Genomic DNA, 26044 nt, shown 5'->3' on the forward strand with positions numbered 1-26044 from the left:
CGGTAACGCTGTTCATGTGTTTGTCGTGTATTTCACGGGATTCTGCTTGACTTCCTACTGTGTGATTACTATAATAAATAGTAATGAATACTACGTGATGTAAATTGCGTAACGGGAGGACGTTATGTTATATAAAATTATTGGTGACAGCTGCATGGATTTGACGGAGGAACTGAAATTGGAGCCGCATTTTCAGATGATTCCGCTGACCCTGCAGATAGGGGATTACAAGGTAACGGATGATGAGACATTTAACCAGAAGGAGTTTCTGGCAAAGGTAAAGGCAAGTTCCGAGTGCCCGAAGACGGCGTGTCCATCGCCGGAGAGCTTCAAGGAAGCATTTGAGGGCGAGGCAGAATATATTTTCGTGGTAACGCTTTCGAACCATCTGAGCGGCTGCTACAACTCGGCGGCTTTGGCAAAACGCCTTTATGAGGAAGAGAACGGAACGGACGGGAAGAAGATTGCAGTCATTGATTCCCTGTCGGCGTCGGCGGGCGAGTTAAATATTGCGCTGTTCATCCGGGATCTGTGCGAGAAAGGTCTTCCGTTTGAGGAGATCTGCAGGCAGACGGAGGCATATCGGGATTCGATGAACACGTATTTCGTCATTGAGACACTTGATTTCTTAAAGAAAAATGGCCGTCTGACCGGTTTGACGGCTTTTATCGCGTCGGCGCTGAATATCAAGCCGGTTATGGGCGCGGACAGCGGTACGATCATCAAGCTTGATCAGGCGCGCGGCATGACCCGGGCGCTCGACCGGATGGCGGAGATTGCGTGCAAAGAGGGCGGCGATACCACAAGCAAACGTCTGGTGATCGCACACTGTAATAACCCGGAACGTGCTGAGCACGTGAAAGAGATCATGTGTAAACGGGCAAACTTCCGTGAGGTAGTGATCACGAATACGGCTGGCGTTGCAACCGTATATGCGGGCGACGGCGGAATCATTATGACACTGTAGGGAGAAAGAGTGGGTGATGACAGCTGGAAAGGTGGAAAACGCCGGACAGCTGCGATTGATTGAGGAAAAATGAAGCATACATTTTTTAGTAAATGCACGAAAATGCCGTTCAGATACCGGACGGCATTTCTTTTATCCAGAATTGGAAATTTGACAATTTTGGCAGGAATGACGCTTTTGCTTGGCGGATGCCAGGCGGGAGGTTCCATATGGAAAGAGACAATCTCATTGGAGCCAAAAGACAAAACGGTATCGGAAGAAACGCTTGATCCGGAAACAGATATAGACGGGCAGATGGAGTCAGAACAGGTAGATGGCGCGGAACTGGGGGTGGAAATGCAGGGGCAGGACGAATCTGGCAAACTTGAGGCAGAACCGGGAGAAAATGATTCAAATGAGTGTTCGCTTCTGTTTGCCGGAGATATCTATTTTTCCAACCATGTTTTAAATGCCTACGACCGTGTGGGAGGTATCGGTGGCGTCCTCGGAGAGAGCTTGCGGGAGACGATCGCAGAGTCTGATATTTTTATGGCAAACCTGGAATTTCCGTTCAGCGACCGGGGAACACAGGCGGCGGATAAACAGTTTACGTTCCGGGTATCGCCGTCCCGCGTGTCTATTTTACAGGAGATCGGACCAGACATCGTGACGGTGGCGAACAACCATGCGCTAGATTACGGCACGGACGCACTGCTGGACACGTGCGATACGCTGGACAGTGCCGGGATTTTGCATGTTGGGGCGGGAAAAAATCTGGAAGAGGCGAAACAGCCGCAGATCATTGAGAAAAATGGAAAAAAGATTGGTTTTCTGGGCGCGTCGCGCGTCTTTCCGACGGGCGGATGGGCGGCAGGATCGTCGCATCCGGGCATGTTTTCGGCGTATGACACGGCTTCGGTCGTGCAGGAGATCCAGAAGGTAAAGAAAGAGTGTGATTATCTGGTTGTCTATGTCCACTGGGGTATCGAGCGGAACACGCAGCCAGAGGCGTACCAGCGGGAGATGGGACATCAATACATCGACGCGGGCGCTGATCTGGTGGTTGGCAGCCATCCACATGTGCTGCAGGGGATTGAGCTGTATCATGGAAAATGGATTCTGTACAGTCTTGGAAATTTTGTGTTCGGAAGCTCGATTCCGGAGACAATGCTGGTGCAGGCGTCGGTAGATGCACAGGGAGAGACGGCGCTTTCGATTGTGCCTGCAACTTCATCCGCCGGATATACGAGAGAGCTGGACGTGGGGAAGAAAGAGGCGTTTTACCAGAAGATACAGGGGCTTTCGGACGGCGTGCAGATTGATGAGAATGGAAAGGTGCAGGTGCAGTAAAATCAATTCGTGAAATCCTGCCCCTGAAAACACCCGCTTTCCCTCAGTGCCTTGGAAAACGTATTCAAAAACGCCCGCTTATTTCCACTCCATTCCGGTGCGACCAGCAATTTTTTCGGTCCATCGCCGCTGATCCGGTGGATGACCATATCGGGCGGCAGCAGGCGGATACATTCGATCAGCAGCTCAATGTATTCGTCCATTGAAAAGATCGGAAAAGGTGCTTGTTCGTAGAGCTCTGCCAGCTTCGTGCCGCGTAAAATGTGGAGAAGCTGAAGTTTGATGCCGTCGATGGCGGGCTGGAAATCGGCCAGATAGCGGACGGTATCGAGCATCTGGGCTTTCGTTTCATCAGGCAGCCCCAGAATGACATGGACGATGACGGTCAGACCGGCGGCTTTCAGTTCACGGACGGCATTTTCAAAGACCGGGAGGGAATAACCGCGCTGGATGCGCGCGGCACTTTCCTCATGGATGGTCTGAAGTCCCAGTTCCACCCAGACCGGTTTTCGACGGTTTAAGCGGGCGAGAAGCTCCATGACATCCGGCGGCAGGCAGTCCGGGCGGGTTCCGATGGACAGAGCAGCCACATCCGGGTGGGCGATTGCTTCGGAAAAAAGCGGCTCCAGATAGGAGACAGGCGCATAGGTATTTGTGTAGGACTGGAAATATGCGACATATTTTCCACCCTTTATTTTATTTGCGACACGCGTCTTTGCCGCTTCGATCTGTTCGGTCACGGAGGTGTGAGCCGGCTCTGCAAAATCGCCGGAACCGCCGTGGCTGCAGAAAATGCAGCCGCCCGTTCCCAGCGTACCGTCCCGGTTGGGACAGGTCATGCCGCCGTCGAGCGCCAGCTTGTAGATTTTCTGCCCAAATTGGTCTTTCAGCCATGCATTTAACGAATAGTAAGGGCGGCCGTCGGAGTAGCGGCGGGGTGGAACAGAAAATGACCGACCATTGGAGGCGGCGGGGGTATGATGAAAATTTTCAGGTAATGATATATGGGATTGAGTCGTTGATTTCATAGGAACTCCTGTGTTTTAATCAAAAATAGTAACTGAACAGTTGCCAAAAATATTACATATAAATGAAAGCTTACCAGAACCACAGCATTTTGTAAACACACGAAAGAATATCGTATTGAGGCATTTTGAGGAAAATGATATAATGAGCGCAGAAGAAAAGAATGCGGCTGCGAAGCAGACATATTCTTTTCTTGCGCCATTAACGAACGAACAGCCATGCGAAGCAGGGCGGTAGAGCGCGATAGCGCGGGTTCGTGAGTTATGATATAATACATACAAGAAGTCAGATTGAATCAAAATGTCTGAAATCATAACCATATATATAAAGGAAACAATTGTTCACGGGTAGGCACTTTTGGAACCGAAAGTGCTGTAAGAAAACGTGGTGGCAGCAGGAATTTGCCGTATTAAAATGCGAAGCCACGGCAAATTCCGTTACTGGGCACGTATGCGTGAACAGTAACAAACAATTTGGGGAAAAGGAGAAGGAATATGTCAGTCAAAGAAACACTGAAACAGCTGGAATCTGAGAAAACGAAAGTGCTGATGGCAGAATTATACGGGGCGGAGAAAGCGGAGGAGAACCGGGCGCGTTACCGCTATGTGGCAGAGCACTTTGAAAAAACATATGGGGAACGCGATATCAAGCTGTTTACTTCTCCGGGACGGACGGAGATCAGCGGCAACCACACCGATCACAATCATGGCAAGGTGCTGGCGGGCAGCATCAACCTGGACTGCGTCGGAGCGGCGGCACCGAACGGAACCGACACGATCCGCATTTTAAGTGAGACATTTCATCAAAATTTCAGCATCCATTTAAGTGACCTGAAACCGAGCACGGGTATGAGCGGCACCATCGACCTGACAAAGGGCATTTTAAAGGGTTTTGAGGAGAGAGGATACAAGGTCGGCGGATTTGACGCATACATTACCAGCAATGTTATCAGCGCGGCGGGCGTCAGCTCTTCGGCTTCCTATGAGATGCTGATCTGCTCTATGTTAAATACGATGTTCAATGAGGGCAAGATGGACGTTGTCACCTACGCGCACATCGGAAAATATGCAGAAAACAAGTTCTGGAACAAGGCGTCCGGACTGCTCGACCAGATGGCGTGCGCGGTCGGCGGTCTGATTACGATCGATTTCAAAAACCCGGAAGCGCCGGTTGTGGAGAAGATTGATTTTGATTTTGGTGCACAGGATCACAGCCTGATGATTGTAAATACGGGAAAAGGTCACGCGGATCTGAGTGCGGATTATTCTTCTGTTCCGAACGAGATGAAGAAAGTAGCGCAGTATTTTGGCAAAGAGGTATGCGCGGAGATTTCCGAGGAAGAGGTGATCGAAAATCTGTCGGAAGTCCGTGCATTTGCGGGTGATCGCTCTGTGATGCGTGCATTCCATTTCTTTGAGGAAAATAAGAGAGTAGAGCAGGAAGTAAAGGCGCTCCTCGAAAATGATTTTGCAGCCTTTTTGGAGGGAATCACTGCTTCGGGCAATTCTTCCTGGAAATGGCTTCAGAATGTATACACGACTGCCAACGTGCAGGAGCAGGGCATCAGCATTGCGCTGGCGCTGACAGAGCTGTTTATTGCGAAAAAAGGACGCGGCGCGTGCCGGGTTCATGGCGGCGGATTTGCCGGTGTCATCATGGCGATGATTCCGAATGATCTGGTGGACGAGTATACAGAATACATTGAAAATGCGACCGGTAAGGGAAATGTATATCGCATGAGTATCCGTCCGCACGGCGCGATCTGTGTGAGCGATCGCATCTAAAGAAAAATTCCGGACGGAATGAAAGATGTGTCAAAAAGTGATGTGCAGAAAGAGATGCAAATAAGAAAACGGCATGGAGATTTGCATAGACAAAAGACAGGCTGTTTTGCAGATAAAACTGGGACATAGAAAGGCGGTGGATTTTATGGGAAATAAAAATCTGATTATCACAATCGAGAGAGAGTACGGAAGCGGCGGACGTATCGTAGGACGCAAGCTGGCGGAAGAACTGGGGCTTCATTTCTACGACGATGAGATCTTAAAGATGGCGTCGGAGAAGAGTGCGGTCGGAGAGGAATTTTTCCGTTTAGCGGATGAGAAAGCGGGAAACAACCTGCTTCACCGTCTGACTGGCGCGAAGAAGGCAGATGTGTTCGGAAAGCCGTCCCTGAAAGGCGATGTGACATCGCCGGATAACCTGTTTAAATTCCAGGCGATGGTGATGCGGGAGCTGGCAGAACAGGAACCGTGCGTATTTGTAGGCCGTGCGGCTGGCTATGTGCTGGATCAGGACGAGGAGATCGAAAATCTGATCCGCATCTTTGTCTATGCCGACCGTGTGCGCCGCGTGCAGCGCGTTATGGAAGTAGACTGCATCAGTGAAGAAAGAGCGAAGAAGCGCATCCGGAAGATTGAGAATGAGCGGAAGAATTATTATAAATATTTTACCGGAAATGACTGGAAAAACATGAAGAACTACGATCTTCCGATCAATACGACCCGCCTCGGACTGGACGAGACGGCGGAGCTGATCAAGGAATATGTGAAGCTGCGCGGGTATATGAAGTAGGGAAAAATGAAAACAACCTGTCTGTGATGCAGGCTAAAAATTTTAGTTGAAGATTGTAGGAAGCAGGGCAGATTTGGAAGATGAGAAGTACCAGCGGATCGCCAGCTCAATCAGCTCCCAGAATGCTGGGAGAGTGATTCCGGCATTCTGAATTTTCCTTTGACGACAGTAGAATCATTACGACCTTATTACAAATTATTTACGGTTTGAAGTGATATATTGACGGTCAAAATGGAAAAATGATACAATGATTTCAGAAAGAAAGGAGGAGAAAGCATGAGAAGTGCATCTGAATTTAGGCAAATGGCGCGTGAGACACTGCGCGGAAACTGGAAACTTGCGATGGGAACGGGATTAGTAGCGTCCCTGATCGGTGCGGAGATTGCCGATACGGCGCCAAATGGAATATCAGAGCTGCAAAAAGTGATACAGGCACGACCGGAAGTGAAGAATGTGCTGACGCAGGTATTTCCGATGCGCAGCATGCTTCTGCCCTGGGTGCTTTTGCTTATCTGGGGCTTGATGGTGGTTATTATTGGAGGTGCGGGGCAGATGGGATACGCCCGTTTCCATCTGAATCTGGCAGAGAAAAAAGAAGCGTCCTTTTCTGATTTATTTTCCCAGTTTTCGCGGATCACAGATGGCGTGGCGATGGTATTTGTGCGCGGCTTTTATATATATTGCTGGACCTGCCTGTTTTTCGTTCCGGGTTTCATAAAGACGTACAGCTATGCGATGACACCATATGTGCTGATGGAACATCCAGAATATTCCGCTAACGAGGCGATCACCGAGTCGCGCCGCCTGATGGATGGGAAAAAATGGAATTTATTCTGCCTGACCTTTAGCTTTATCGGCTGGCGGCTGATCTGCAGCATTCAATATATAATACCAGCGGTTCTTTTGTATACACAGGGAAGGCTCAGTGGTGTGACCGTGCTGTTTCTGGCAGTGCTGTTTCTGGCAGTGCTGATGAGACCGCTCAATATCGGCTATCTGTTTCTGCGCCCATATGAGGAGGCGGCATTTGCGGCATTTTATAGGGACGTGCGGGATGAGAAGAGGCAAATAGAAGAGATAGAAATGCAGGATAAGTGGAGTGAGAATGAGCCGGAGAAAAGTGAAAATGCGTGAACTCTGTCTGTACAAAAATGAAATCATTTGCATAGAACTGTGCTTGTGTAAGGATAGACGGAACAATAAAAATCTTTGAAAATCAAATTGGCGAAAGCCCAAAATAAGAATCTGCAATCAAAAATTTCCTCAGAAAGTGGTCAAAATGAAAGCTTTCTGAGGAGTTTTTTTGAGTTGGATTATTTATTTTGTTTTAGTCCATCCGTGCTTTCTCAGACAGCAAATGTTTCTGGCAATAGAAGAATGCCGGAATCAGAAATGCATCGGCGAGCAGCCATGCAAGCGGCGAGGCAAAACAGATGATGATGTAGCCAAAGATCGGCACCAGCAGGAAGCCGACCATGGCGCGGGCGATCATTTCGCAGACACCCGCCAGGATGGCGAGCAGGCTGTAGCCCATTCCCTGAATCGTGAAACGCCATACATTGACGATTGTCAGAGGTATGTAGAACAGGGAGTTGAAGGTCAGAAACTGGTGCGCCTGATGGATCACGACTGTTTCCGAGGCATCGACGAAGAGAAGCGGAATCACGCCGCCAAACACGGTCAGCACGATGCACGCCGCAATGGAGTAGACGCCGCCGATGAGAGTCGCGGACCGGACGCCCTGGCGGATGCGGTCTACTTTTCCGGCACCGGCGTTCTGTCCAGCGTAGGTTGCCATCGTGCCGCCCAGCGCGTCAAACGGGCAGCAGAAGAACATGCCGATCTTCTGACCTGCGGTGACGGAGGCAACCGCGATGGAACCTAAGGAGTTGATGGCAGTCTGGATGACAACCGAGCCGATCGCGGTGATCGAGTATTGGAGTCCCATCGGCACACCCATTTTGCAGAGAATGTAAATGTGTCTGCCGCTGATGCGCGTTTCCTCACGGTGCATATGCAGGATTTCAAATTTTTTCTTCATATAGATCAGGCAGAGAATACCGGATACTGCCTGAGAGATAACAGTTGCATAGGCAGCTCCGGCGGTGCCGGTTCCGATCTGTACGATGAAAAGCAGATCCAGCGCAATGTTTAAAAGGCTGGATAAAATCAGGAAATAGACCGGCGTTTTGGAGTCGCCGAGCGCACGGATGATGCCCGCCAGCGTATTGTACAGGTAGGTTGCCGGAATACCGGCGAATACGAAGAAAATGTAGCTGTACGCGCCGTCAATGATATTGTCCGGCGTCTGCATCCAGACGAGAATCTGGCGTGTCATCAGGCAGACGATCACGGTCATGATCACGGCAAAACAGGAGGCGATCCATCCGGCATTAGCGACGAAACGGCGCATGTCCTTGTAATCCTGTGCGCCGAACCGCTGTGCAACCGGAATGGAAAACCCGGTGCAGACGCCGATGACGAAACCGTTAATCATAAAGTTGATGGCGGAGGTGGAACCGACCGAAGCCAGTGCATCGACACCGAGAAATTTTCCAACAATGATCGTATCGACCATGCTGTAAAACTGCTGGAACAGAAGTCCCATCAGCATCGGAACCGCAAAGCCCAGAATCAGCTTTGCCGGGCTCCCGTTTGTCATATCTTTTATGGTAGAGCGTTGCGAAGAGCGGCTCATGGAAAAACCATCCTTTCTAAAAAACGATTATAAAACTCTGAGAGTAGATTTTATAAGAAATACATAAAATTGGCAATCCGAAAAATCACGAAAAAAAGAAAAATAGAGGCACTTTTTTTGTGATATAGAAGCGGGCTGGTCAGCACGCGGTATTTTACAATCAGTGACATACATGGTATCATAACGGGTAGAGTGATTTTTATTTCATAGGAAATTACGTCCTATGAAACAAAAAACGCTTCGCGAGGATGCGCACTCGCGCGAAGCAGAAACATGTCGCAAGCGACCGCGCTCGGCGCGAGAATGTGCCAAGGCACATTCTTTTTCATATAGAACGGAAATGAGGGTAACATACATGAAGAGACTGGCGGTGGGAATCCTGGCGCACGTAGATGCGGGGAAGACAACATTATCAGAGGCGATGCTCTATGCGGGCGGCATGATCCGCCATCTGGGGCGGGTGGACAAGGGCGATGCGTTCCTGGACACATATGAATTGGAGAAAAAGCGCGGAATCACGATTTTTTCCAAGCAGGCGCGGCTTGCATGGGATGATATGGATGTGACGCTCTTGGACACGCCGGGACATGTGGATTTTTCAGCGGAAATGGAGCGGGTGCTTCAGGTGCTGGACTATGCGGTGCTGGTTATCAGCGGTTCAGACGGCGTGCAGGGACATACAAGGACGCTGTGGCGGCTGCTGGCGCGCTACCAGATTCCGGCGTTCCTTTTTATCAATAAAATGGATCTGGCGCCGGGACGGGAACAGGAGGTCTTGCGCGACCTAAAAGAGTCGCTGGGCGGCAACTTCGTTGATTTTGGTGCGGACGGGACGGAAAGTTTCTATGAAGAGGCAGCAGTCAGCGGCGAAGCGGAATTGGAGGAATTTCTGGAGACGGGACAGGTGTCTAAAGATGCGATCCGCAGCCGGATTGCCAGCCGGGATCTGTTTCCGTGTTATTTTGGTTCGGCGCTCAAAAATACGGGCGTGGAAGAATTTATGCGCGGTTTGGAAGAATATACGCTGGAACCAGTGTATCCGGACGAATTTGGGGCGAAAATATTTAAAATTGTGCGCGACAGCCAGGGCGAACGCCTGACTTATATGAAGATCACGGGCGGCGTGCTGCATGTCAAAGACCGGATCGGCGAGGAAAAGGTAAATCAGCTCCGCCTGTATTCAGGCGATAAGTATGAGGCGGTGAGCGAGGCACCGGCGGGTATGATTTGTGCGGCAACGGGACTTTTGCACACGAAACCGGGCGAGGGGCTTGGAGTCTGTGAAATGGGCGCGGAACCGGTGCTGGAGCCGGTTTTGACGTATCGCGTCGAGCTTCCGGAGGATGTGGATGCGGCGGCGATGCTGCCGAAACTGCTTCAATTAGAGGAAGAAGAGCCGGAGCTTCATATTGTATGGGAGGAAGAAAAGAAAGAGATTCACGCCCAGATCATGGGCGAGATCCAGATGGAGATTCTGAAAAGCCTGATTGCAGAGCGTTTTGGGGTAAATGTCCGGTTTGGCGGGCGCAGCATTGTATATAAAGAAACGATCACCGATACGGTCGAGGGTGTCGGGCATTTTGAGCCGCTCCGCCATTATGCGGAGGTACATCTGCTTCTGGAGCCGGGAGAACCGGGCAGCGGGCTGGTATTTGATACCGATTGCAGTGAAGATATTTTAAGTAAAAACTGGCAGCGGCTGGTGCTGACGCATCTGGAAGAAAAGGTACACCGGGGTGTTCTGATTGGGGCGCCGATCACGGATATGAAAATTACGCTGAAATCGGGACGCGCCCATGTGAAACATACAGAAGGCGGCGATTTCCGACAGTCCGTGTACCGGGCGGTCCGTCAGGGACTGATGCAGGCGCATTCGGTGCTGTTGGAACCATTTTATGCCTTTCACCTGACGATACCGGACAAGATGGTAGGACGTGCGATGACCGACCTGGAGCGGCGGTTTGCCGTTTTTGAGGGACCGGCGCTGGAGGACGGGCAGGCAATATTAACCGGACGTGCCCCGGTATCGGCACTCGATGGATATCAGACGGAGGTGACGGCGTACACGGGCGGATTGGGACAGATGATCTGCACGCTCGATGGCTACGGACCGTGCCACAATGAAGAAGAAATCATTGCGGCAGCCGGGTATGATCCGGATGCGGATCTGGCAAACCCGAGCGGATCTGTTTTCTGTACGCACGGAGCGGGATTTGTCGTCAACTGGGATGAGGTCAAAGACTATATGCATCTGGAAAGCTGCCTGGGCGATTCCAATGGAAAACGGCGGATGGATGCGATCCCTGAGCTGGGTGCGCGCTCCTCGGATGGACAGGGCGGCGGCGCTTCGGAAGAAATGTGGATCGGAACGGACGAGGTCGATGCGATTCTCGCTCGCACCTACCATGCAAATAAAAAGGAAGACGGCGGAAAACGCCGGTGGGGCGGAAAGAGCAAACGCCCGGCGGAAACCTATGGTGCCGGAGTGTACGGAGAGACGGCGCGGAGGCAGGAAGCGGTGAGACAGAAGGGCGATTCGAAAGTCGGGACAGCTGAAACTTTGGCATCTGGAAGTGAAGGAAAATCGGGAAGTTCTGTGGCTGGAAATGCAGGAAAATTGGAACATGCAGGCAAAGCGCCGGAAAGTGGCGGAGCGGGCAGCAGAACCGGCGGCTCCAAAGGGAAAATGGCATCGGCGGTACGGGAATACTTGCTGGTAGATGGCTACAACATTATTTTCTCCTGGGATGAGTTAAATGAGCTGGCGAAGATCAACATTGATAGCGCCCGTGGTAAGCTGCTGGATATTCTCTGCGATTATCAGGGAAGCCGCGGTATCGAGGTGATAGCGGTGTTCGACGCCTACCGGGTGCAGGGACACCGGACGGAGGTGACGGATTACCACAACATTCATGTAGTCTTTACGAAAGAGGCGGAGACAGCTGACCAGTACATCGAGAAATTTGCCCATGAAAATGGGCGGAAATATACGGTGATGGTAGCGACCTCCGACCGTCTGGAACAGATCATCATCCGTGGACAGGGCTGCGGGCTGTATTCGGCGCGGGATTTTGAGGAAGAGGTAGACCGTGTGAAGAATCAGACACGTGAGCATACCAACCGACCGCATAGCGGACATAAAAATTATCTGCTGGATTCGGTGCCGGAGGAGGTGCTGCAGCAGGTGAAGAAGGACGAGTAATGTATAAAAAGCGGATGTTCGTATAGATTACTCGAAGGCATGAATCAGATCCTTCTGCATAAATTTCATCAGTTCTGCTGCCGCAGGCGACTGCATTTCCCGTACGGGGGCGGCGATGCCGATCTCAAAGGACGGGGAAGCGTCGAGCGGCAGTGTCACAACCGGTCCATCCCATTGTCGGGATAAAATGCGGTTGATCAGGGTAACGCCCATTCCTGCGGCGACCATCGTCCATGCAGCCGGGACATCGGAAGTCGAGGCGCAGATATGGGGCGTGATGTGGTGCTTTGCCAGAAGCCGGGAATTATCTGTTTCCATGTTGGGGTGAATGGAAATATAATTTTCATTGGCAAGATCCTGAAGCGGATAAATGCCCATCTCAACCGCCGGGTGTGACTGCGGAACCCAGATGCAGATTGTGTCCTCACAGAGTGGAATGAAGGTATCGATCCCATCGCGGCGGCTGATGATACAGAAATCAAGCGCCTGTTCCTGAAGCAGGCTGCACAGATGGGAGCTGGTTCCCTCGATCAGGCGGACGGAAATGTCGGGATGGAGCGCCTGGAACTCCATGATGCGGCGGGAGAGAACCGGATAATATGGGCTGTAAGCGGTTCCAATCGTCACAGAACCTGTTTCCAGACCGCAGATACGCGCTGCAGTCTGGTCAATCTGTTCCTGGGTGTGAATCAGATTCCGGAATAAAGGCAGCAGAAGCTGGCATTCTTCCGTAGGAAGGACGCCGCTTTTTTTTCGCACCAGAAGCGAAAAACCAAGCGATTCTTCCAGCGAGGCAACCGCCCGGCTGATGCCGGATGGCGTGTAATCCAGTTCGGCAGCCGCTGCACTCAGGCTGCCGGTTTCGATGGCGGAAAGCAGGGCTTTATATTTGTCAGTGTCCATGTGGGTACCTCCTGTTAAGTGGGATGATTCTATGAAAGATCGCCTGGCGAAAATGATAGGAATGATTTTGGTTGCTTTTCTTTGAAAAATGGCTACTTACTCATGTTTTTGGCAGGTCCCAAGGTCAAAAATTCTCCTGCAAGCAAGCTTGCGTCGAACTTCTGACCTTTTGACCCTGGTATCATCATATAAATAGAGTATAAAATATCTTTGACTAAAATGCAAAGATAGAATGAAAAATGTGCGCTGTACACAAATATAAATGTGCTTTATAATGCATGTATCAAGAAAAGGTACTGCATTTGCAGAAAATGCAGGTCTATGAGCGTAAGAGGAGGAACATACATGACCCGGAAACAGAGCGAACAGCTGCTTGCGGCGGTTATTATCGCCAGAAGTACTTCGTATATATTTTCCAAAATGGCGATGAATTCATTGCAGCCATTTAATTTATTGGCAGTCCGGTTTCTGCTGGCGGTCAGTATTTTAGTCATCTTGTTCCACAAGAAGCTGCGGACTATCGACCGGAATACATTTGTCGGAGGAGCGATCGTGGGAAGTATTTTTACGCTGGTTATAACGATGGAGATGTTCGGGCTTCGGAAAACGGATACGGCGACGACCTCTTTTATTGAAAACTCGGCGGTTGCGTTTGTACCGATTTTAGAGGGCATCCTGCTCCGAAAATTCCCGGAGAAACGGACGATTATCAGCGTAGTACTGGCATTGACAGGAATCGGCTTCCTGACACTTGGAAAGAGCGGCGGTCTGCTTCGTCCAGGCAGCCTGTATCTTCTGATGGCAGCGCTGTTTTATGCGGCTGCAATTATCACAACAGGATATTTTTCAAAGAAATATGATCCGCTTTTACTTGGAATCGTCCAGGTAGGGACGATGGGAGTGTGGACGCTTCTGGCGTCGCTTCTCACAGAGCAGACGAGACTTCCACAGACCGGCGCAGAATGGGCAATGATCGGAACGCTGGCAGTCGTAGGAAGCTGTTTTGGATTCACACTCCAGCCGGTTGCCCAGCGCGGGACAACCGCAGAGGTGGCAGGCATGATGTGTGCAATCAACCCGATGAGTGCCTCCATTCTGGGCGCATTGGTTCTCCATGAGCAGATGACAAGTTCCAAACTGCTCGGATGCTTGCTGATTATGGGCGGACTGCTGGTTCATTTTGCTCGCAGGAAAAAGAAAACCACAGTCAAGCCTGTATCATACAACTTACATACAACTAAATAATCCGCAGAATGCCCCCTCATTCTGCGGCGATCGAGAAGATCGGAAGAAAAAGTGCCTTTGGATGAGAGTCTGGAGGCGCTTTTTTTCATAGGAAACTATGTCCTATTCGATGGAGTCCAGCTTTCTATATCCAGAAGCAGTATTTCCTGCGACGGCAAAAAGCACATCGCCTTCACCTTGAATGTCGCTGATATTTTTGCCGATAATATGATATTCTATGTAATAGATTAATGTGGTTTTTTGATGCACAGCAGGTGGAAAACGGCATAAAATATCCCCGATCATCGAAACACATCAAAAGGCTTTATCGGAAAAAACGGAACGCAGTAAAGGATTACCTTCATAAGGTGACCAGATGGCTTGCATAATACTGTAAAAAACAAAGGATAAGCTGTGTAATCATAGCAGATATCCGAAATATCCGTAAAGGAAAAGATATAGGGCACAAGTCAAACCAGAAGTTTCACGGACTGCCGTATAATAAACTTTATATCATGTTGGAATATAAACTAAAACTGTATGGAATATCACTGACAAAACAGTAGGAAGAAAGCTATACTAGCCAGTGCAGCTCGTTTTCACCAGAAATATCAAAAAGATATGCAGAAGCATCAAACAGAAAAGAGCGGGGCATGTATATAGCGGATGGAGTAAGATATAATGCGGATGCAGTAGGAGCATTTAATATCCTGCGTAAACATCTTTCCGTATCCGGAAAACAGAAAGAACTGTCCGTAACCGGACTAAAGAATCCAGAAATAATAAAAGTAGCTGTATAGCCGAAAGGTAAGCAGTAGTGGTGTCATGGACGCACCCTGAAAAAAGGCGGTATCCCGCCAGATTTCAGATGCTCTGGTAACTTAGTTATCGAGTAGTTCGTTCGTAAAAACTACTAATAAAGAGGGGCGATATGTATGTATCTTGATTATCTTGTTGATATACCCGAAGTGAAAGACAAAATCACATTTCGAAGCAAAGGGAATGCTCGTTACGTTTACTACGAGTATGATAGGATTTATGATCCGAGTAAAAAATATACAACAGAGACAAGTGCACCCATTTTTACGAATGAAATTCGAGCAATCGTAAAAATTTACGACCGAATTTGTGCGTGTATTCACATATTAATTCCACCAAAATAATTATAACAATCTTAACTCAAAACATTTCGTTTTAACTTTTCCAGAAAGCAAAGGATATTCTGTTCGTAATTTGAAGTATATGGCAAAATTCGCAGAGATTTATCTGGACCGAGAATTTGTGCAACAGGTTGTTGCACAAATTCCATGGGGTCACCATATAGTTCTTCTGGATAAGGTCGCTGATATGGATGAACGTAAATGGTATATTAAAAAGTCAGCGGAAAACGGCTGGTCTCGAAATGTTCTTGTCCATCAGATTGAAAGCAACTTGTATCAGAGACAGGTTCTGGCAGATAAAGTTACAAATTTTGATCACCGCTTACCGTCTTCGCAAAGTGAACTTGCGGTGCAGACAATGAAAGACCCATATGTATTTGATTTTATTCCTTTCCGGGAAGATATGCTCGAACGGGATATTGAGCAGGCACTTGTTAGGGATGTCACCAAGCTCCTTCTGGAGCTTGGAACAGGGTTTGCATTTCTGGGAAACCAGTATCACCTGAATGTAGGCGGCGATGATTTTTACATTGATTTGTTGTTCTATAACCTGAATCTTCGCTGTTATGTAGTTATCGAATTGAAAACCGGTGATTTCAAGCCGGAATATGCTGGTCAGCTAAACTTTTATCTGTCAGCCGTGGACGGCATTTTGAAAAAAGAGCAGGATAATCCGTCCATTGGTTTGCTTCTGTGTAAAAGCAAAAATAATGTGGTCGCAGAATATTCACTCAAGGATATTTCAAAGCCGATTGGTGTAAGCGAATACAAAATAACTAGTAGTTTGCCGGATGCTCTGGAAAAGCAACTGCCATCTGTTGAAGATATTCAGAAACGGATTAAATAAACATAAGAAAAGCAGGTATATTGACACTTAACAATGTTAAATTGGAAGTTGGAAAAATGATATATGCAAAAAAAGATGGAAAATGGATTTGTACTTCTATTGTAAGTATACAGCTTAATGATAAGGATGTAGATCAAGTAGACAATGGTGAGGTTGGAATAGTGACCGATATTGAACTGGAAAAAGGATATGAGATTTTTGTCAAAATTGAGTAGTAACCCCACCCGCTTTTTACTCCGTTTCTACTACGATTGCTGTACACATCTTGCAAAATTTTGCTAAGATTTGTATTTTATGTACAGAAATGACCAATACATAAAGAAAAATTAACACCGCGCAAAATGCTGCAAATGGCAGCAGAAAAGCGTCTTTTGAAAGGAGTTTATATGAGTATACGAGTACTTTTCATCTGCCACGGCACTCCAGTTTTATGATAATGCATACCTTCGCAGACTGGGGCAATACAGAGCAGAATAAGGCAGAGGGAAAGGGCGATACTACCGACCTTACTACTGACGGAGCAAGGATGAATGCTTAAGTGAATAGAGAGGGTAAAAGGTAAACACCATTTTGCGATTACGGTAAAAGCCACAATCGTTGATAGTAGGACTACCGGGATTGTGGCTTTTTTCTACATCGATTTGATGCTTGATTCTATGTAATTTCTTTCTTGTTGTGTTAGTGAATATTTCTTGTAAAGCTTTTCATCAGTCCATTCCTCGTTGAAATTTTGAAGAGGAACAAATCGGTATGTTTTACTTGTTCCGTGTTGACTGATTTTTGCAAGACTTAGAAGAAAACGTGCAAATTTAGTTCTAAGATAATTTGATAGATTTCTTGCTGATTGTTGAGTTAGATTTAATTCAGCTCCTACGCATAAAAATGTTTCTGTGCAGATTTCTTGCGGTGCACCAACAAATGAATTCTGATTATCATCGTTTAATTCCGTACCTATGTTGTTTGATTCTGGAATAAATACTTTCCATTTATCAACCCATTCAATGTGTGAAGATACTTCCGTTTTCTCAACAAATCCAATATTGTTTGCACGTCCGTAACACTTGATTGGTTCGGTAAGTCCGTTCGGAGTTGATCTAAATCGAGCATCAGAAATGAAAAAAGTACGGAAACCAAAAGCCTTTGCAGCTGATACATAATCTCGCAAAACAGGTGTAGTATTATCGGGTATTACTTTATCAAGAATACTAAGAGCCTTATTGTTTCGGAAGAAAATATCCAAATCACGTATTTTCAAATCTCTTATGTAAGATGTTTCAATTCCTGATCCCTCATGGGTTACTACTTTCATTTTTGAATGTGAATTATCGTATTGAGTATCCCATAACAAATAGCATATACCGCCTCGGTTATTGGTATCTGGGAAGTATTCTTCTGGATGTAAACAGTCGTGTAATTCTTTAATTGTTTTATCTGACAGCATCATTTCACGGAAATTATCAAGATTTTTTCCACCTGCATACCATTTGCTTGGAATTATTAGGGTTGAATATTCTGATGAAAAGTTTTTCGCCATATTAACGAAATATGGATATAATGGTCTTGCGCTTGCACCGGCGCCGCCGTCATCTTCTTGATATGGTGGATTACCAACAATTGCGTTAAATTTCAATGTTTCAACCTCCTCTGCATCGCATTCTAATGAAATATCTGCAAAACATTTATTTTGTGACAATATTTTTTGTATATGAGCATAATCTACATTTTGGGTATCATCAACAATACTTAATAAATCGTATGATGTAAACTGTTCTGCAATACATGAAATATCCATTCCTAGAATTGAATAAATCTTTCGTGTAAATTCATATGCTACGGACGAAGTTGGAACGGACAAAATCTTATCTTTGTAGAGATTTATGTCTATTCCAAGAGAAGTGCATTTGTTAAATATTACAATTGCAAATTCACCCATCTTGCTTGCGATATCCAATATGTGATGATTGTCTCTTGCTAATGATGAAAATGCTTCATCTGGAATTAGTTCAATCATTTTAGTTGCTACAGAAATAGGAGTAGTTATCTCAGATTCAGACAATTTACCGAATTTACCCATAGCAGTAATTGCTCTTTCCATAGCAGGAATGCTTTCGTCATGGGAAAGAGCATTTATGTTTTGTATTTTATAATCTAAAGCGGTCAGTATAAATGGATACATATGAGAAACCATTATCTTTAAGATATTTATATCTATATCCAGATTTTTCATAATTCTTTTGCTATCCGATTCTGTAGAAATGTCTATAATGTCGGATAATGAAGTGACTTTTTTTTCTGTCAAATATGCAAAAAAGAGTATTCTGGAATAGTATGTTTTAAATTTGTTTCTTAAAATCTGAATCTGGTTTTCAATATCTGTTGTAGATGAAGCAGCAGTATCATCATTTCCACCATTTGAATTTGTTCCTGTAGTATTTGCATTACGATTGCCATCGTTTTCATCAGTATTGTCAAATCCTGTACCATTACCTTCGTGTGCTTCAGTCTTTAATCCACCTTTTGAACCAAGCTCAGCTTGACGTTCTATCTCTGATTTTATCTCATCAATATCAAATAGATTATCATCTACAGGAATGTCGTTTGCTTCATCTTTTACTCCACGACTGCTTGAATATTCGCTAACAACAGCCATAATATCCGTTGCTGATACTTGCTGGATTTTTCCCTTATTGATAGTAATGATAGGTGATATTTTAAGTTCAGATGCCATTCTGTCTCTAAGATGATGATTTCCTGAACTATCAGTATTCACATTGTAAATTAAAGATTTTTGTTCTTGCATTATGAACATTCTATGAGGATCGAAGTCTACTAATAATGTTTGTGGCTTCATATTAAACTTAATGACTTTTCCTTCTTCATCTACATAAGATTGAACATATTGATTTTGTAATCTAAATACGGCTTGATCATATTCTTGAGGAGAGAAAGTGTCTTTGAGAAAAATCATTGTATCCCATTGCTCAACTGTACTTCCAGTAAGCATTCTGTTAACTGTAAGAGTTATAGTTTTTTGGTCAGACTTTTCACAATTTCTGATTTTATCTTTTATAGCTTGTACAGTTTTGTATGTTCGGGCACCGTCAACACCAGATATATTTATAATTTCATAATTACAAAGATTTTTAAATGAAGTCTTATTAGTAATAATCAATTCTTCTAATGCATCGCATGAAGCACAGTAAGGCAAAACTATAACCATGTGTCGACACATTTTTCCTTCATAAATTTTATCGTAGTCTAAAAAAGCAAAAATACTTTCATCGTCTTTGGAACCATCAATTGCTTCAAACAAGTCTAATACTTCTTTTTCGTGTATAAATTTTTTATGTTCTCCATCTGATGTTTTTTTTATTGACATAGGTTTTAATAATTCAGAAAGTGCATATGTAGAACCATTTTGTTTTAAACTATCCAAAATTCTTAGTGCAGACTCATTTGGTGTAAATGCAAATCGAATCATTTGTGGAAATCCAAAATAAGGATTATCCCATTCTTGATATTTGTCTTCGTCTTCTTCAATATATTTATCATCTTCATAGGAGATATGCTGCTTATCCCATAATTCTTGTTCTGCTACGATATCTGAAAACTGACAAAATGAAATAATATCTTCTTGAGAAAATTCACTTCCCATTAGTATTCTATATGGTGTTCCTGAAAGATGAAGCTTTATTCGTACATTTAATTCTTTTATTTGCTTATCAACAATGTTTGCATCTACAGAATCATCGCCATCATCAGATAGATTTAAGGAAATATCTTTGACCGTATTAGCTGTTTTTATTATTCGCCCGTAACTCTCGGCTCTGGCTCCATAGTGAGTTTCGTCGATTATTAGTAAATCAAGTTCATTTTTGAACACGCTTTTATGTTTAGTTTTAATTTCGGTGCCTTGCAAATCTTGAAGAGTCAAGAAAAGTACAATTCCTTTTTCTGAAGCTAATGTATCTGATACGATATTTTCATCTCTTAATAACTCTTCTGATGATAGAAAAACATAATCTTGATTAAAATTATCTGCGCTTTGCACAGTTTTTTTCCATTCTTCTCGAACGTCTGCTTTCGCAGATACGACTAAAACTTTTTTGAAATTTTTGGCTTTAGCGCAGCACATTGCAGTAAAAGATTTTCCAAATCTCATTACTGCATACATCAGTAAATTAGTTCTGCCATTATCTACAGCATTTATAAAATTATCAATTGCTTCCTGCTGATTGGGTCTAGGAGTCCAATATCCGGTTGAAGCATATGTATATGTTTCCGGTAGAGCAGTATTGGCATTATAGAATTGATATTTATTGTCATTATTCTTGTAGCTTGTTTGGATATCAATAATAGCTTCTTCAACATCAGCTTTGGTAGTATCCTTAAAAAATTCTTTAGAATAATAAGTGCCGGGAGGAAAATCAACCATGTCCTCAATCAATAAACGATATTTCCCTTTTTCGTGAATGAGAAAATCATGCACAGCATAATCTCTAAAAAATATCTCGTCATCAATAGATGCAGGATTACTGTACACTTGTTGTAAATTTGGAAAGTGTTTTCTCCATTCGTTCAGTCTTACAGTGAGAGCTCTATAAGTATCACCAACTTTTAAATAGTTTGGGATTGTATTAGTTGTAAATGCATAAATATGAGGTTTAACTCGGCCTGTTATTAGTTCTGAAATAAGTTCTATATTTTCCAAATCAATCACCTTCCTTAAATAATTCTGAGTATGTGAGGGTTTCCTTTGAACGCCAATCTTTTATCTTACAAAGATTATTTTTCACTTCATCAGCAAATAGACTGGTTTGTTGATATTGAGGTAATTTTTTTTTGTAGGGAATAGAATATGTAAATGCATCCATTTGCCATATATTCCATGCAATAATATTGGCTATTTTCTTGAGCAATTTAACATCTGGAACACATTCAAATTTCATGTACATATTTTCAATAAATGTAAATAGTACATTTTCTCTAGCAATAATTAAACTATCTCCTTGAAATTCAAATCCATAAACGCTTTCGATACTACGTGTTGCCCATTTTATCCAATCCTCTAAACAAGAAGTATTTTCGGATACAATGCGTAGTTTTCGGTCAAGTATGCCTATTCTGTCTTGCACAGGAATAAAAGCACCTGTCTGCATATCATATCTACTTGTTATATATGGAGCTTCTCCGCAAGTGATTTCAAGACGTTTTAGGTCAATATAATCTTGCCATCTGTAAGGCTTTTTATCTGAAAATACGATTTTTCTTTTTATTGTTTTCCAACCAAAACGTGTTGTTTTATTAAAAATGTTGTTATGACCAAACCATGCATCATCAACAAGATTTAATTGCTTATTGCAAACATAAGCTGGTGTAAAAACTTCTGCTTTTCCTTTTGTACGTGATGTTTGTTTGTCTTTCTCTTTCAAAACACGTGGTTGAATAACATTTAGATTATCATAAGTGATTTGCTCCGGCATTATTTGACAATGTTCATCGTATAAGTTACCATACGAGAGATAGTCTTTTGTGGCCCACAGAATGTTTCTTTTGGAACTTTTGTCTGCTAATAATAAATCTAAAATCACGTGATTAAGCTCATAAATCTTTATTTCATCTATATCTGTTGAAAACATAGGTAATTCGATATTTGCTTTTGCCATATGTCCTCCTTTAGCCCCCATGGGGGAGTATTATCCCTGTGCCTTTTTGTCCTAAAGACAGATGCCCCCTCACACTCGTTTTTTCGCGAAATTGCATAGGGGGGGATTCCGGTGTCTTTTAAACATATTTTATATAATATCATAGCACATAATTGCATGTATCTGGCTGACATTAGATACAATAATCTATTTGCTTTTCCGCCAAATTATATAAATTAATGTGCTTTTTTCTTACTTTTTTGAGCCTTTTCAATGGCTTTTCGTTCGCGGTAGGCCTTTTGCTTTCGGGCATTTCGAACTTTTTGGCATTCTTCGGCATCACAAAATTCCTGTCGGTTACTTTTTCGAATTATGAATTTACCACAGTTCCGGCAACGAATCATAATGCCTTCTGGTCGATTATCTGATTTCCCTTTATCTTCTGGTGCAGGGTCTTCGGAAAGCATTCTTGCAAGTGTTAGCCACGCAATATCAAACACGGAATTAATATCGGTAGAAAATTCCAATCGGTTAGTGCGGGGATCTACCTTTAATTTCATGGTAAATTCCGGAATGATGTCAATAAGTGCATTCCTTAATTCATCGTAATCGTCATATGGTGTGGTGGCGAATTCTCCAATTGGAGGTTTTTCTGCCGGATGATTTTTTATGTACTCATTATCAATTCGCATTTCTTCTATGAGGTTTCCTTTTGCATCCCCATAATCTAAGTCATCCGGTATTGCAACGATAGGATGCTTATATTTATCAAAGAAAGAGTAGCCCTCAAAGTATTTTCCTTCTTTGGATAAATCATATGCAGCTTCGTCATCGGCAATACAGACACCTTCGAGAGCAACATAAAACATGACTGCATTATATAATTTCCCGAGGTCATCTAAGAAGTTGTTAATTTCGAATGTTCCGTCTTTTTCTACAATTTCTTCATCGAAGCTATTTATATCAAACGATTCATTCAATTCAGAATAAATGAAATCAATATTATATGGATGCATATTATTTGTACACCATTCCATGATGAGCTGTGTATATGGAATTTTATTATCAAAGCTGTTTATCTGCATTGCCAGATTGCAAAGGCTGGTAAGCAGTCCCTGTCCGGAAAGAAAATCTTCTTTAGGAAAGATGGGTTCATATCCGGGGCGGCAAAATGGTGTTGCACAATAATCATCGCTTTTATCAATATCAAGTTCATATTTCTTGAATCGGAAAGGGTGGTAAATCAGTTGCCCGATACCACCGATTTCTTTAAAACCTAATATATCTGTTGTTTTATCTGCTTCTGATGGGATCACCTCATCATTCCAGTTTAATGGCATATCATACCTCATCCCAATCGTTAATTCGTAACCGTTAGCGTTACCGTCAGTTTTTGGACTTCGGTTACATTATAGCTTAAAATATTCATGAAAACAATAAAAAGTTACACAAAATGATGTAACGGGTACCTTGACAATTTCATACCGTTCTCAATGAACAAGCCTTTGTTACTGCAGGGCCTGGTAGTCGCCAAGAGCGGTAGCAGAGAAACAATCGTTGAAGAGACGGACATAACAAACTATACGGAAGGAGCAACATCATATGGAGAAAACAACTATGAGTGTGCAGGAATTATCTGCACAGATGGGAATCAGCCTGCCAAAGGCATATGAACTGGTAAAGACACCGGGATTTCCGACAATACGAATCGGAGCAAGAATTCTGATTCCGATTGAAGCCTATAAAGAATGGCTTGTAAGAACATCTATTAATCATTAAACAGGATTGCAGAAAAGGAGGAGGTGAACAGGATGGGAGATATGACAGTGGATGAATTAAAGGATAAAAATCTGTGGTTTTTATGGTCAGCAAAACCCGGCAGGAATGGGAAAGTTACCAAAGTTCCATTCGCAGCAAACGGAGGAGCTACAGGAACAGATGATGCACATAAGGGTACATGGGTATCTTTTGATGATGCAGAATCAGCCAAAAATCAGTTTCAGGCATCGGGGCTTGGCTTGAAGATTCCGAAAAGCTTCTTCTTATTAGATATAGACCATAAGGATATTTCAGATCCATTTGCACAGCTTATGTTATCTCGGTTTTCTTCCTATGCAGAAGTATCTCCAAGTGGCAAAGGGATTCATATTATTGGTCAGTGTGATATTACAAAACTTCCGGTACATTTTGATGACAGAAGGAAGAGACTTGTGCTGGACAGTGAATATTATCAGAAATGCTCTGATATTGGATTGGAACTTTATATCGGTGATATTACAAACCGATATGGCACTTTTACAGGAAACACAATTAACAGTCTGCCGATAGCTGACTGTACACAGGCGGTTCTTACCACATTGGATAAGGAAATGAGGAAAAAGCCGAAAGCGAAGTATAGTGCAAAGCGTGATGGAGATAGGGCAGTATTTGATATTGTCTGTGATCTTCGTAAGCAGAAGAACGGAGACAAGTTCATCCGGCTTTATGATAAAGGTGATTTCAGTGAATATGGTTCCCAGTCTGAGGCGGATGCTGCCCTTTGTGCTTTGATAGCATTTAGAACAGGAGCAGACCCGGATGCGATTGATGAAGTGTTTCGCAGTTCTGCTTTATATCGAAGCAAATGGGAAAGGGACGATTACAGGGAAAACACAATCAATGCAGGAATTTCAGCCTGTAATGGTGTGTTTCACAGGTCAAAAATGCAACATCCTGATTTCATAAAGTTTAATGAACAGACAGGAGAACCATATGTGAGTGTACCGCTTCTTGCAAAATATGTAAGAGAACATCTGCAATATATTTTAGTCCGGGACAATGGTAAACAGGGACTTTTGAAATATGTATATGAAGGTGGATGTTACAGGCTTTGTGCAGATAATATGCTGCTTGGAATCATAAAAAAGTATATTGCTGATTATGATGAGGAACTTGTGAAGATGAGTAAGGTCAATGAGGTGCTTTTGCATATTACCACAGACCTTACATATGTAAGTCAGGATGCATTGAATGTAGATGAGGATATCATCAATTTCCAGAATGGAATTTTGAAGATTACTGCAACTGATACAGAACTGATACCACATTCAGCAGATATACTTTCCACCATACAACTTCCTTGTGAATGGTCGGATGAGTATATTGATACACCTGTATTTGATTCTTATATGGACACGCTTACTAACGGAGATGAGATGGTAAAGCAGCTGTTGATGGAATTTATTGGTGTCTGTATTTCCAATGTGAAAGGCTGGCGAATGAAAAAAGCATTATTTCTTGTAGGGCAGGGAGATACAGGAAAGTCACAGCTTAAAAGTCTTGTGGAGCGTCTGCTTGGCAGGGGCAACTTTATAGGCATTGATCTGAAAGAAATTGAATCCCGGTTTGGAACAGGGGCAGTGTATGGAACAAGGCTTGCAGGAAGTTCGGATATGAGTTTTTTGTCTGTGGATGAACTGAAAACATTCAAGAAAATGACAGGCGGGGACAGCCTTTTGGCTGAATTTAAAGGACAGCAGGCATTTGAATTTACATTTAATGGATTGCTGTGGTTCTGTATGAACTGACTGCCGAAGTTCGGAGGAGATGACGGCAAATGGGTATATGACCGCATTATGGTGGTGGATTGCCCGAATGTGATACCGAAAGAACAGCAGGACAAGCAGCTTTTAGAAAAAATGTATGCAGAGCGCAGAGGCATTGTGAAAAAAGCTGTGAAAGCGTTGCAGACTGTTATAGCAAATGGATATCGATTTACAGAGCCGGACAGCATTGCAGAGGCAAGAAGAGATTACCAGAGCGCAAACAGTACAGTGATTTCTTTTTATGAAGAATGTATGTGCCCTTGGGAGAATGGCAAGATTGTCAGACATTGTACCACAGGGAGAATATACAAGGTATATCAGGCATGGTGCAGGGAGAACAATCATGGTTATGCCAGAACTGCAAAAGAGTTCAGAGAACAGCTTGCAGGATATCTTGGTGGCACATTTGCAGATGTGACAACAAGACAGAAGGGTAATACCTAGTATAAAGATTTCACGATAACAGAGGAAACTAAGGAACTTTATGCCAAGGAATACGGATATGAGGAAACAGAGTTCCTTGCCGGGTAGCAGAGGTAGCAGTACGGGTAGCAGTGATTTTAAAGACTGCTACCTATGAAAAGTCAGTAAACACAAGGCTTTGAGTATATTGGTAGCAATGGGTAGCAGAGTTTTTAACTTCTTAGCTGAAAAATAAAAAGTTTAATGCAGAAATAAAACGGCATATAAAAAGAGTAATTGTGATTATAAAACTGTGAGAACTGCTACCTTCTGCTACCGAATAGCCGGAAACCCTTGGTAAACAAGGGATAAGCCGGGTAGCAGTTACAAGAATTGCTGCTACCTGTACTGCTACCTCGGAAGATAGAACGTAAACGCTCCATAGCAAGTACCTGTTCCTCCACTCCTTTTTCTGCCATAATA

At 44.1% G+C, this 26044-nt stretch carries 19 protein-coding genes and 2 pseudogenes; 13 read left to right on the forward strand and 8 right to left on the reverse strand.

Features of this window, described 5'->3' with window-relative positions; genetic code table 11:
* Positions 1–124: 124 nt before the first annotated feature.
* The gene (locus DWX68_RS13915; protein WP_118629937.1) at positions 125–967 is read left to right on the forward strand and encodes a DegV family protein; all 843 of its coding nucleotides are present in this window, start codon (positions 125–127) and stop codon (positions 965–967) included.
* A 69-nt stretch (positions 968–1036) separates the two neighbouring features.
* Positions 1037–2296 carry a CapA family protein gene (locus DWX68_RS13920; RefSeq protein WP_243022021.1) on the forward strand — a complete coding sequence of 420 codons (1260 nt, stop codon included), beginning with the start codon at positions 1037–1039 and terminating at the stop codon, positions 2294–2296.
* A 2-nt stretch (positions 2297–2298) separates the two neighbouring features.
* On the opposite strand, the gene DWX68_RS13925 is transcribed toward DWX68_RS13920, so the two are convergent.
* Positions 2299–3324: a TIGR01212 family radical SAM protein gene (locus DWX68_RS13925; RefSeq protein WP_118629939.1), complete on the reverse strand. Its 1026-nt coding sequence runs from the start codon at positions 3322–3324 to the stop codon at positions 2299–2301.
* Positions 3325–3816: 492 nt separating this feature from the next.
* On the opposite strand from DWX68_RS13925, the gene DWX68_RS13930 reads away from it, so the two are divergent.
* The 3 genes from DWX68_RS13930 to DWX68_RS13940 all read left to right on the forward strand — a co-directional run bounded on the left by DWX68_RS13930 (position 3817) and on the right by DWX68_RS13940 (position 7030).
* Entirely contained in the window at positions 3817–5106 is a 1290-nt protein-coding gene (locus DWX68_RS13930) for a galactokinase family protein (protein ID WP_118629941.1), read from the forward strand.
* Between the two features lie 145 nt (positions 5107–5251).
* Positions 5252–5896, forward strand: a complete 645-nt coding sequence (locus DWX68_RS13935) for a cytidylate kinase-like family protein (RefSeq protein WP_107001503.1) — start codon at positions 5252–5254, stop codon at positions 5894–5896.
* A gap of 276 nt (positions 5897–6172) precedes the next feature.
* A complete protein-coding gene (locus DWX68_RS13940; RefSeq protein ID WP_117796885.1) occupies positions 6173–7030 on the forward strand; it encodes a DUF975 family protein in 858 nt (285 codons plus the stop codon).
* A 193-nt stretch (positions 7031–7223) separates the two neighbouring features.
* Here DWX68_RS13940 and DWX68_RS13945 read toward each other — a convergent pair whose 3' ends face one another.
* Entirely contained in the window at positions 7224–8558 is a 1335-nt protein-coding gene (locus DWX68_RS13945; protein WP_243027881.1) for an MATE family efflux transporter, read from the reverse strand.
* A 391-nt stretch (positions 8559–8949) separates the two neighbouring features.
* Here DWX68_RS13945 and DWX68_RS13950 point away from each other — a divergent pair, with 391 nt between their 5' ends.
* A complete protein-coding gene (locus tag DWX68_RS13950; protein WP_118629945.1) occupies positions 8950–11796 on the forward strand; it encodes a TetM/TetW/TetO/TetS family tetracycline resistance ribosomal protection protein in 2847 nt (948 codons plus the stop codon).
* 27 nt (positions 11797–11823) lie between these two features.
* On the opposite strand, the gene DWX68_RS13955 is transcribed toward DWX68_RS13950, so the two are convergent.
* Complete coding sequence (locus DWX68_RS13955) at positions 11824–12699, reverse strand: LysR family transcriptional regulator (RefSeq protein WP_118629947.1); 876 nt, start codon at positions 12697–12699, stop codon at positions 11824–11826.
* Positions 12700–13044: 345 nt separating this feature from the next.
* Here DWX68_RS13955 and DWX68_RS13960 point away from each other — a divergent pair, with 345 nt between their 5' ends.
* Entirely contained in the window at positions 13045–13944 is a 900-nt protein-coding gene (locus tag DWX68_RS13960; protein WP_182432200.1) for a DMT family transporter, read from the forward strand.
* A 102-nt stretch (positions 13945–14046) separates the two neighbouring features.
* Here the strand turns inward: DWX68_RS13960 and DWX68_RS14560 are convergent, their stop codons facing one another.
* Positions 14047–14229 (reverse strand): hypothetical protein, encoded by a 183-nt coding sequence (locus DWX68_RS14560; protein WP_147354958.1) that lies wholly within the window; start codon positions 14227–14229, stop codon positions 14047–14049.
* A gap of 98 nt (positions 14230–14327) precedes the next feature.
* Here DWX68_RS14560 and DWX68_RS14970 point away from each other — a divergent pair.
* From DWX68_RS14970 to DWX68_RS14755, 3 genes and pseudogenes are all read left to right on the forward strand, one after another.
* A pseudogene (locus DWX68_RS14970) lies at positions 14328–14489 on the forward strand (RNA-guided endonuclease TnpB family protein); the annotation flags it as partial.
* A gap of 604 nt (positions 14490–15093) precedes the next feature.
* A pseudogene (locus DWX68_RS13980) lies at positions 15094–15930 on the forward strand (PDDEXK nuclease domain-containing protein); the annotation flags it as partial.
* Between the two features lie 41 nt (positions 15931–15971).
* Entirely contained in the window at positions 15972–16145 is a 174-nt protein-coding gene (locus DWX68_RS14755) for a hypothetical protein (protein WP_182432201.1), read from the forward strand.
* A 416-nt stretch (positions 16146–16561) separates the two neighbouring features.
* On the opposite strand, the gene DWX68_RS13985 is transcribed toward DWX68_RS14755, so the two are convergent.
* The 3 genes from DWX68_RS13985 to DWX68_RS13995 all read right to left on the reverse strand — a co-directional run bounded on the left by DWX68_RS13985 (position 16562) and on the right by DWX68_RS13995 (position 22915).
* Entirely contained in the window at positions 16562–20641 is a 4080-nt protein-coding gene (locus DWX68_RS13985) for an Eco57I restriction-modification methylase domain-containing protein (protein WP_118629955.1), read from the reverse strand.
* A gap of 1 nt (position 20642) precedes the next feature.
* Positions 20643–21596: a restriction endonuclease subunit M gene (locus tag DWX68_RS13990; RefSeq protein WP_199612643.1), complete on the reverse strand. Its 954-nt coding sequence runs from the start codon at positions 21594–21596 to the stop codon at positions 20643–20645.
* 215 nt (positions 21597–21811) lie between these two features.
* Positions 21812–22915: a hypothetical protein gene (locus DWX68_RS13995; RefSeq protein WP_118629957.1), complete on the reverse strand. Its 1104-nt coding sequence runs from the start codon at positions 22913–22915 to the stop codon at positions 21812–21814.
* Positions 22916–23177: 262 nt separating this feature from the next.
* Here DWX68_RS13995 and DWX68_RS14000 point away from each other — a divergent pair, with 262 nt between their 5' ends.
* From DWX68_RS14000 to DWX68_RS14775, 3 genes are read left to right on the forward strand one after another with little or no spacing between them, the layout of a single operon-like run.
* Positions 23178–23354, forward strand: a complete 177-nt coding sequence (locus DWX68_RS14000) for an excisionase family DNA-binding protein (RefSeq protein WP_072523206.1) — start codon at positions 23178–23180, stop codon at positions 23352–23354.
* A 41-nt stretch (positions 23355–23395) separates the two neighbouring features.
* Entirely contained in the window at positions 23396–25141 is a 1746-nt protein-coding gene (locus DWX68_RS14005) for a DUF5906 domain-containing protein (protein WP_207663962.1), read from the forward strand.
* Between the two features lie 54 nt (positions 25142–25195).
* Positions 25196–25603 (forward strand): primase-like DNA-binding domain-containing protein, encoded by a 408-nt coding sequence (locus DWX68_RS14775; RefSeq protein ID WP_207663963.1) that lies wholly within the window; start codon positions 25196–25198, stop codon positions 25601–25603.
* Positions 25604–25802: 199 nt separating this feature from the next.
* Here DWX68_RS14775 and DWX68_RS14780 read toward each other — a convergent pair.
* Positions 25803–26044, reverse strand: a 242-nt coding sequence (locus DWX68_RS14780) for a hypothetical protein (protein WP_207663964.1), incomplete at its 5' end; no start/stop codon positions are given.

The sequence above is a fragment of the Clostridium sp. AF20-7 genome (assembly GCF_003479275.1).
In the GTDB taxonomy this organism is placed as follows: Bacteria; Bacillota; Clostridia; order Lachnospirales; family Lachnospiraceae; genus Otoolea; species Otoolea fessa.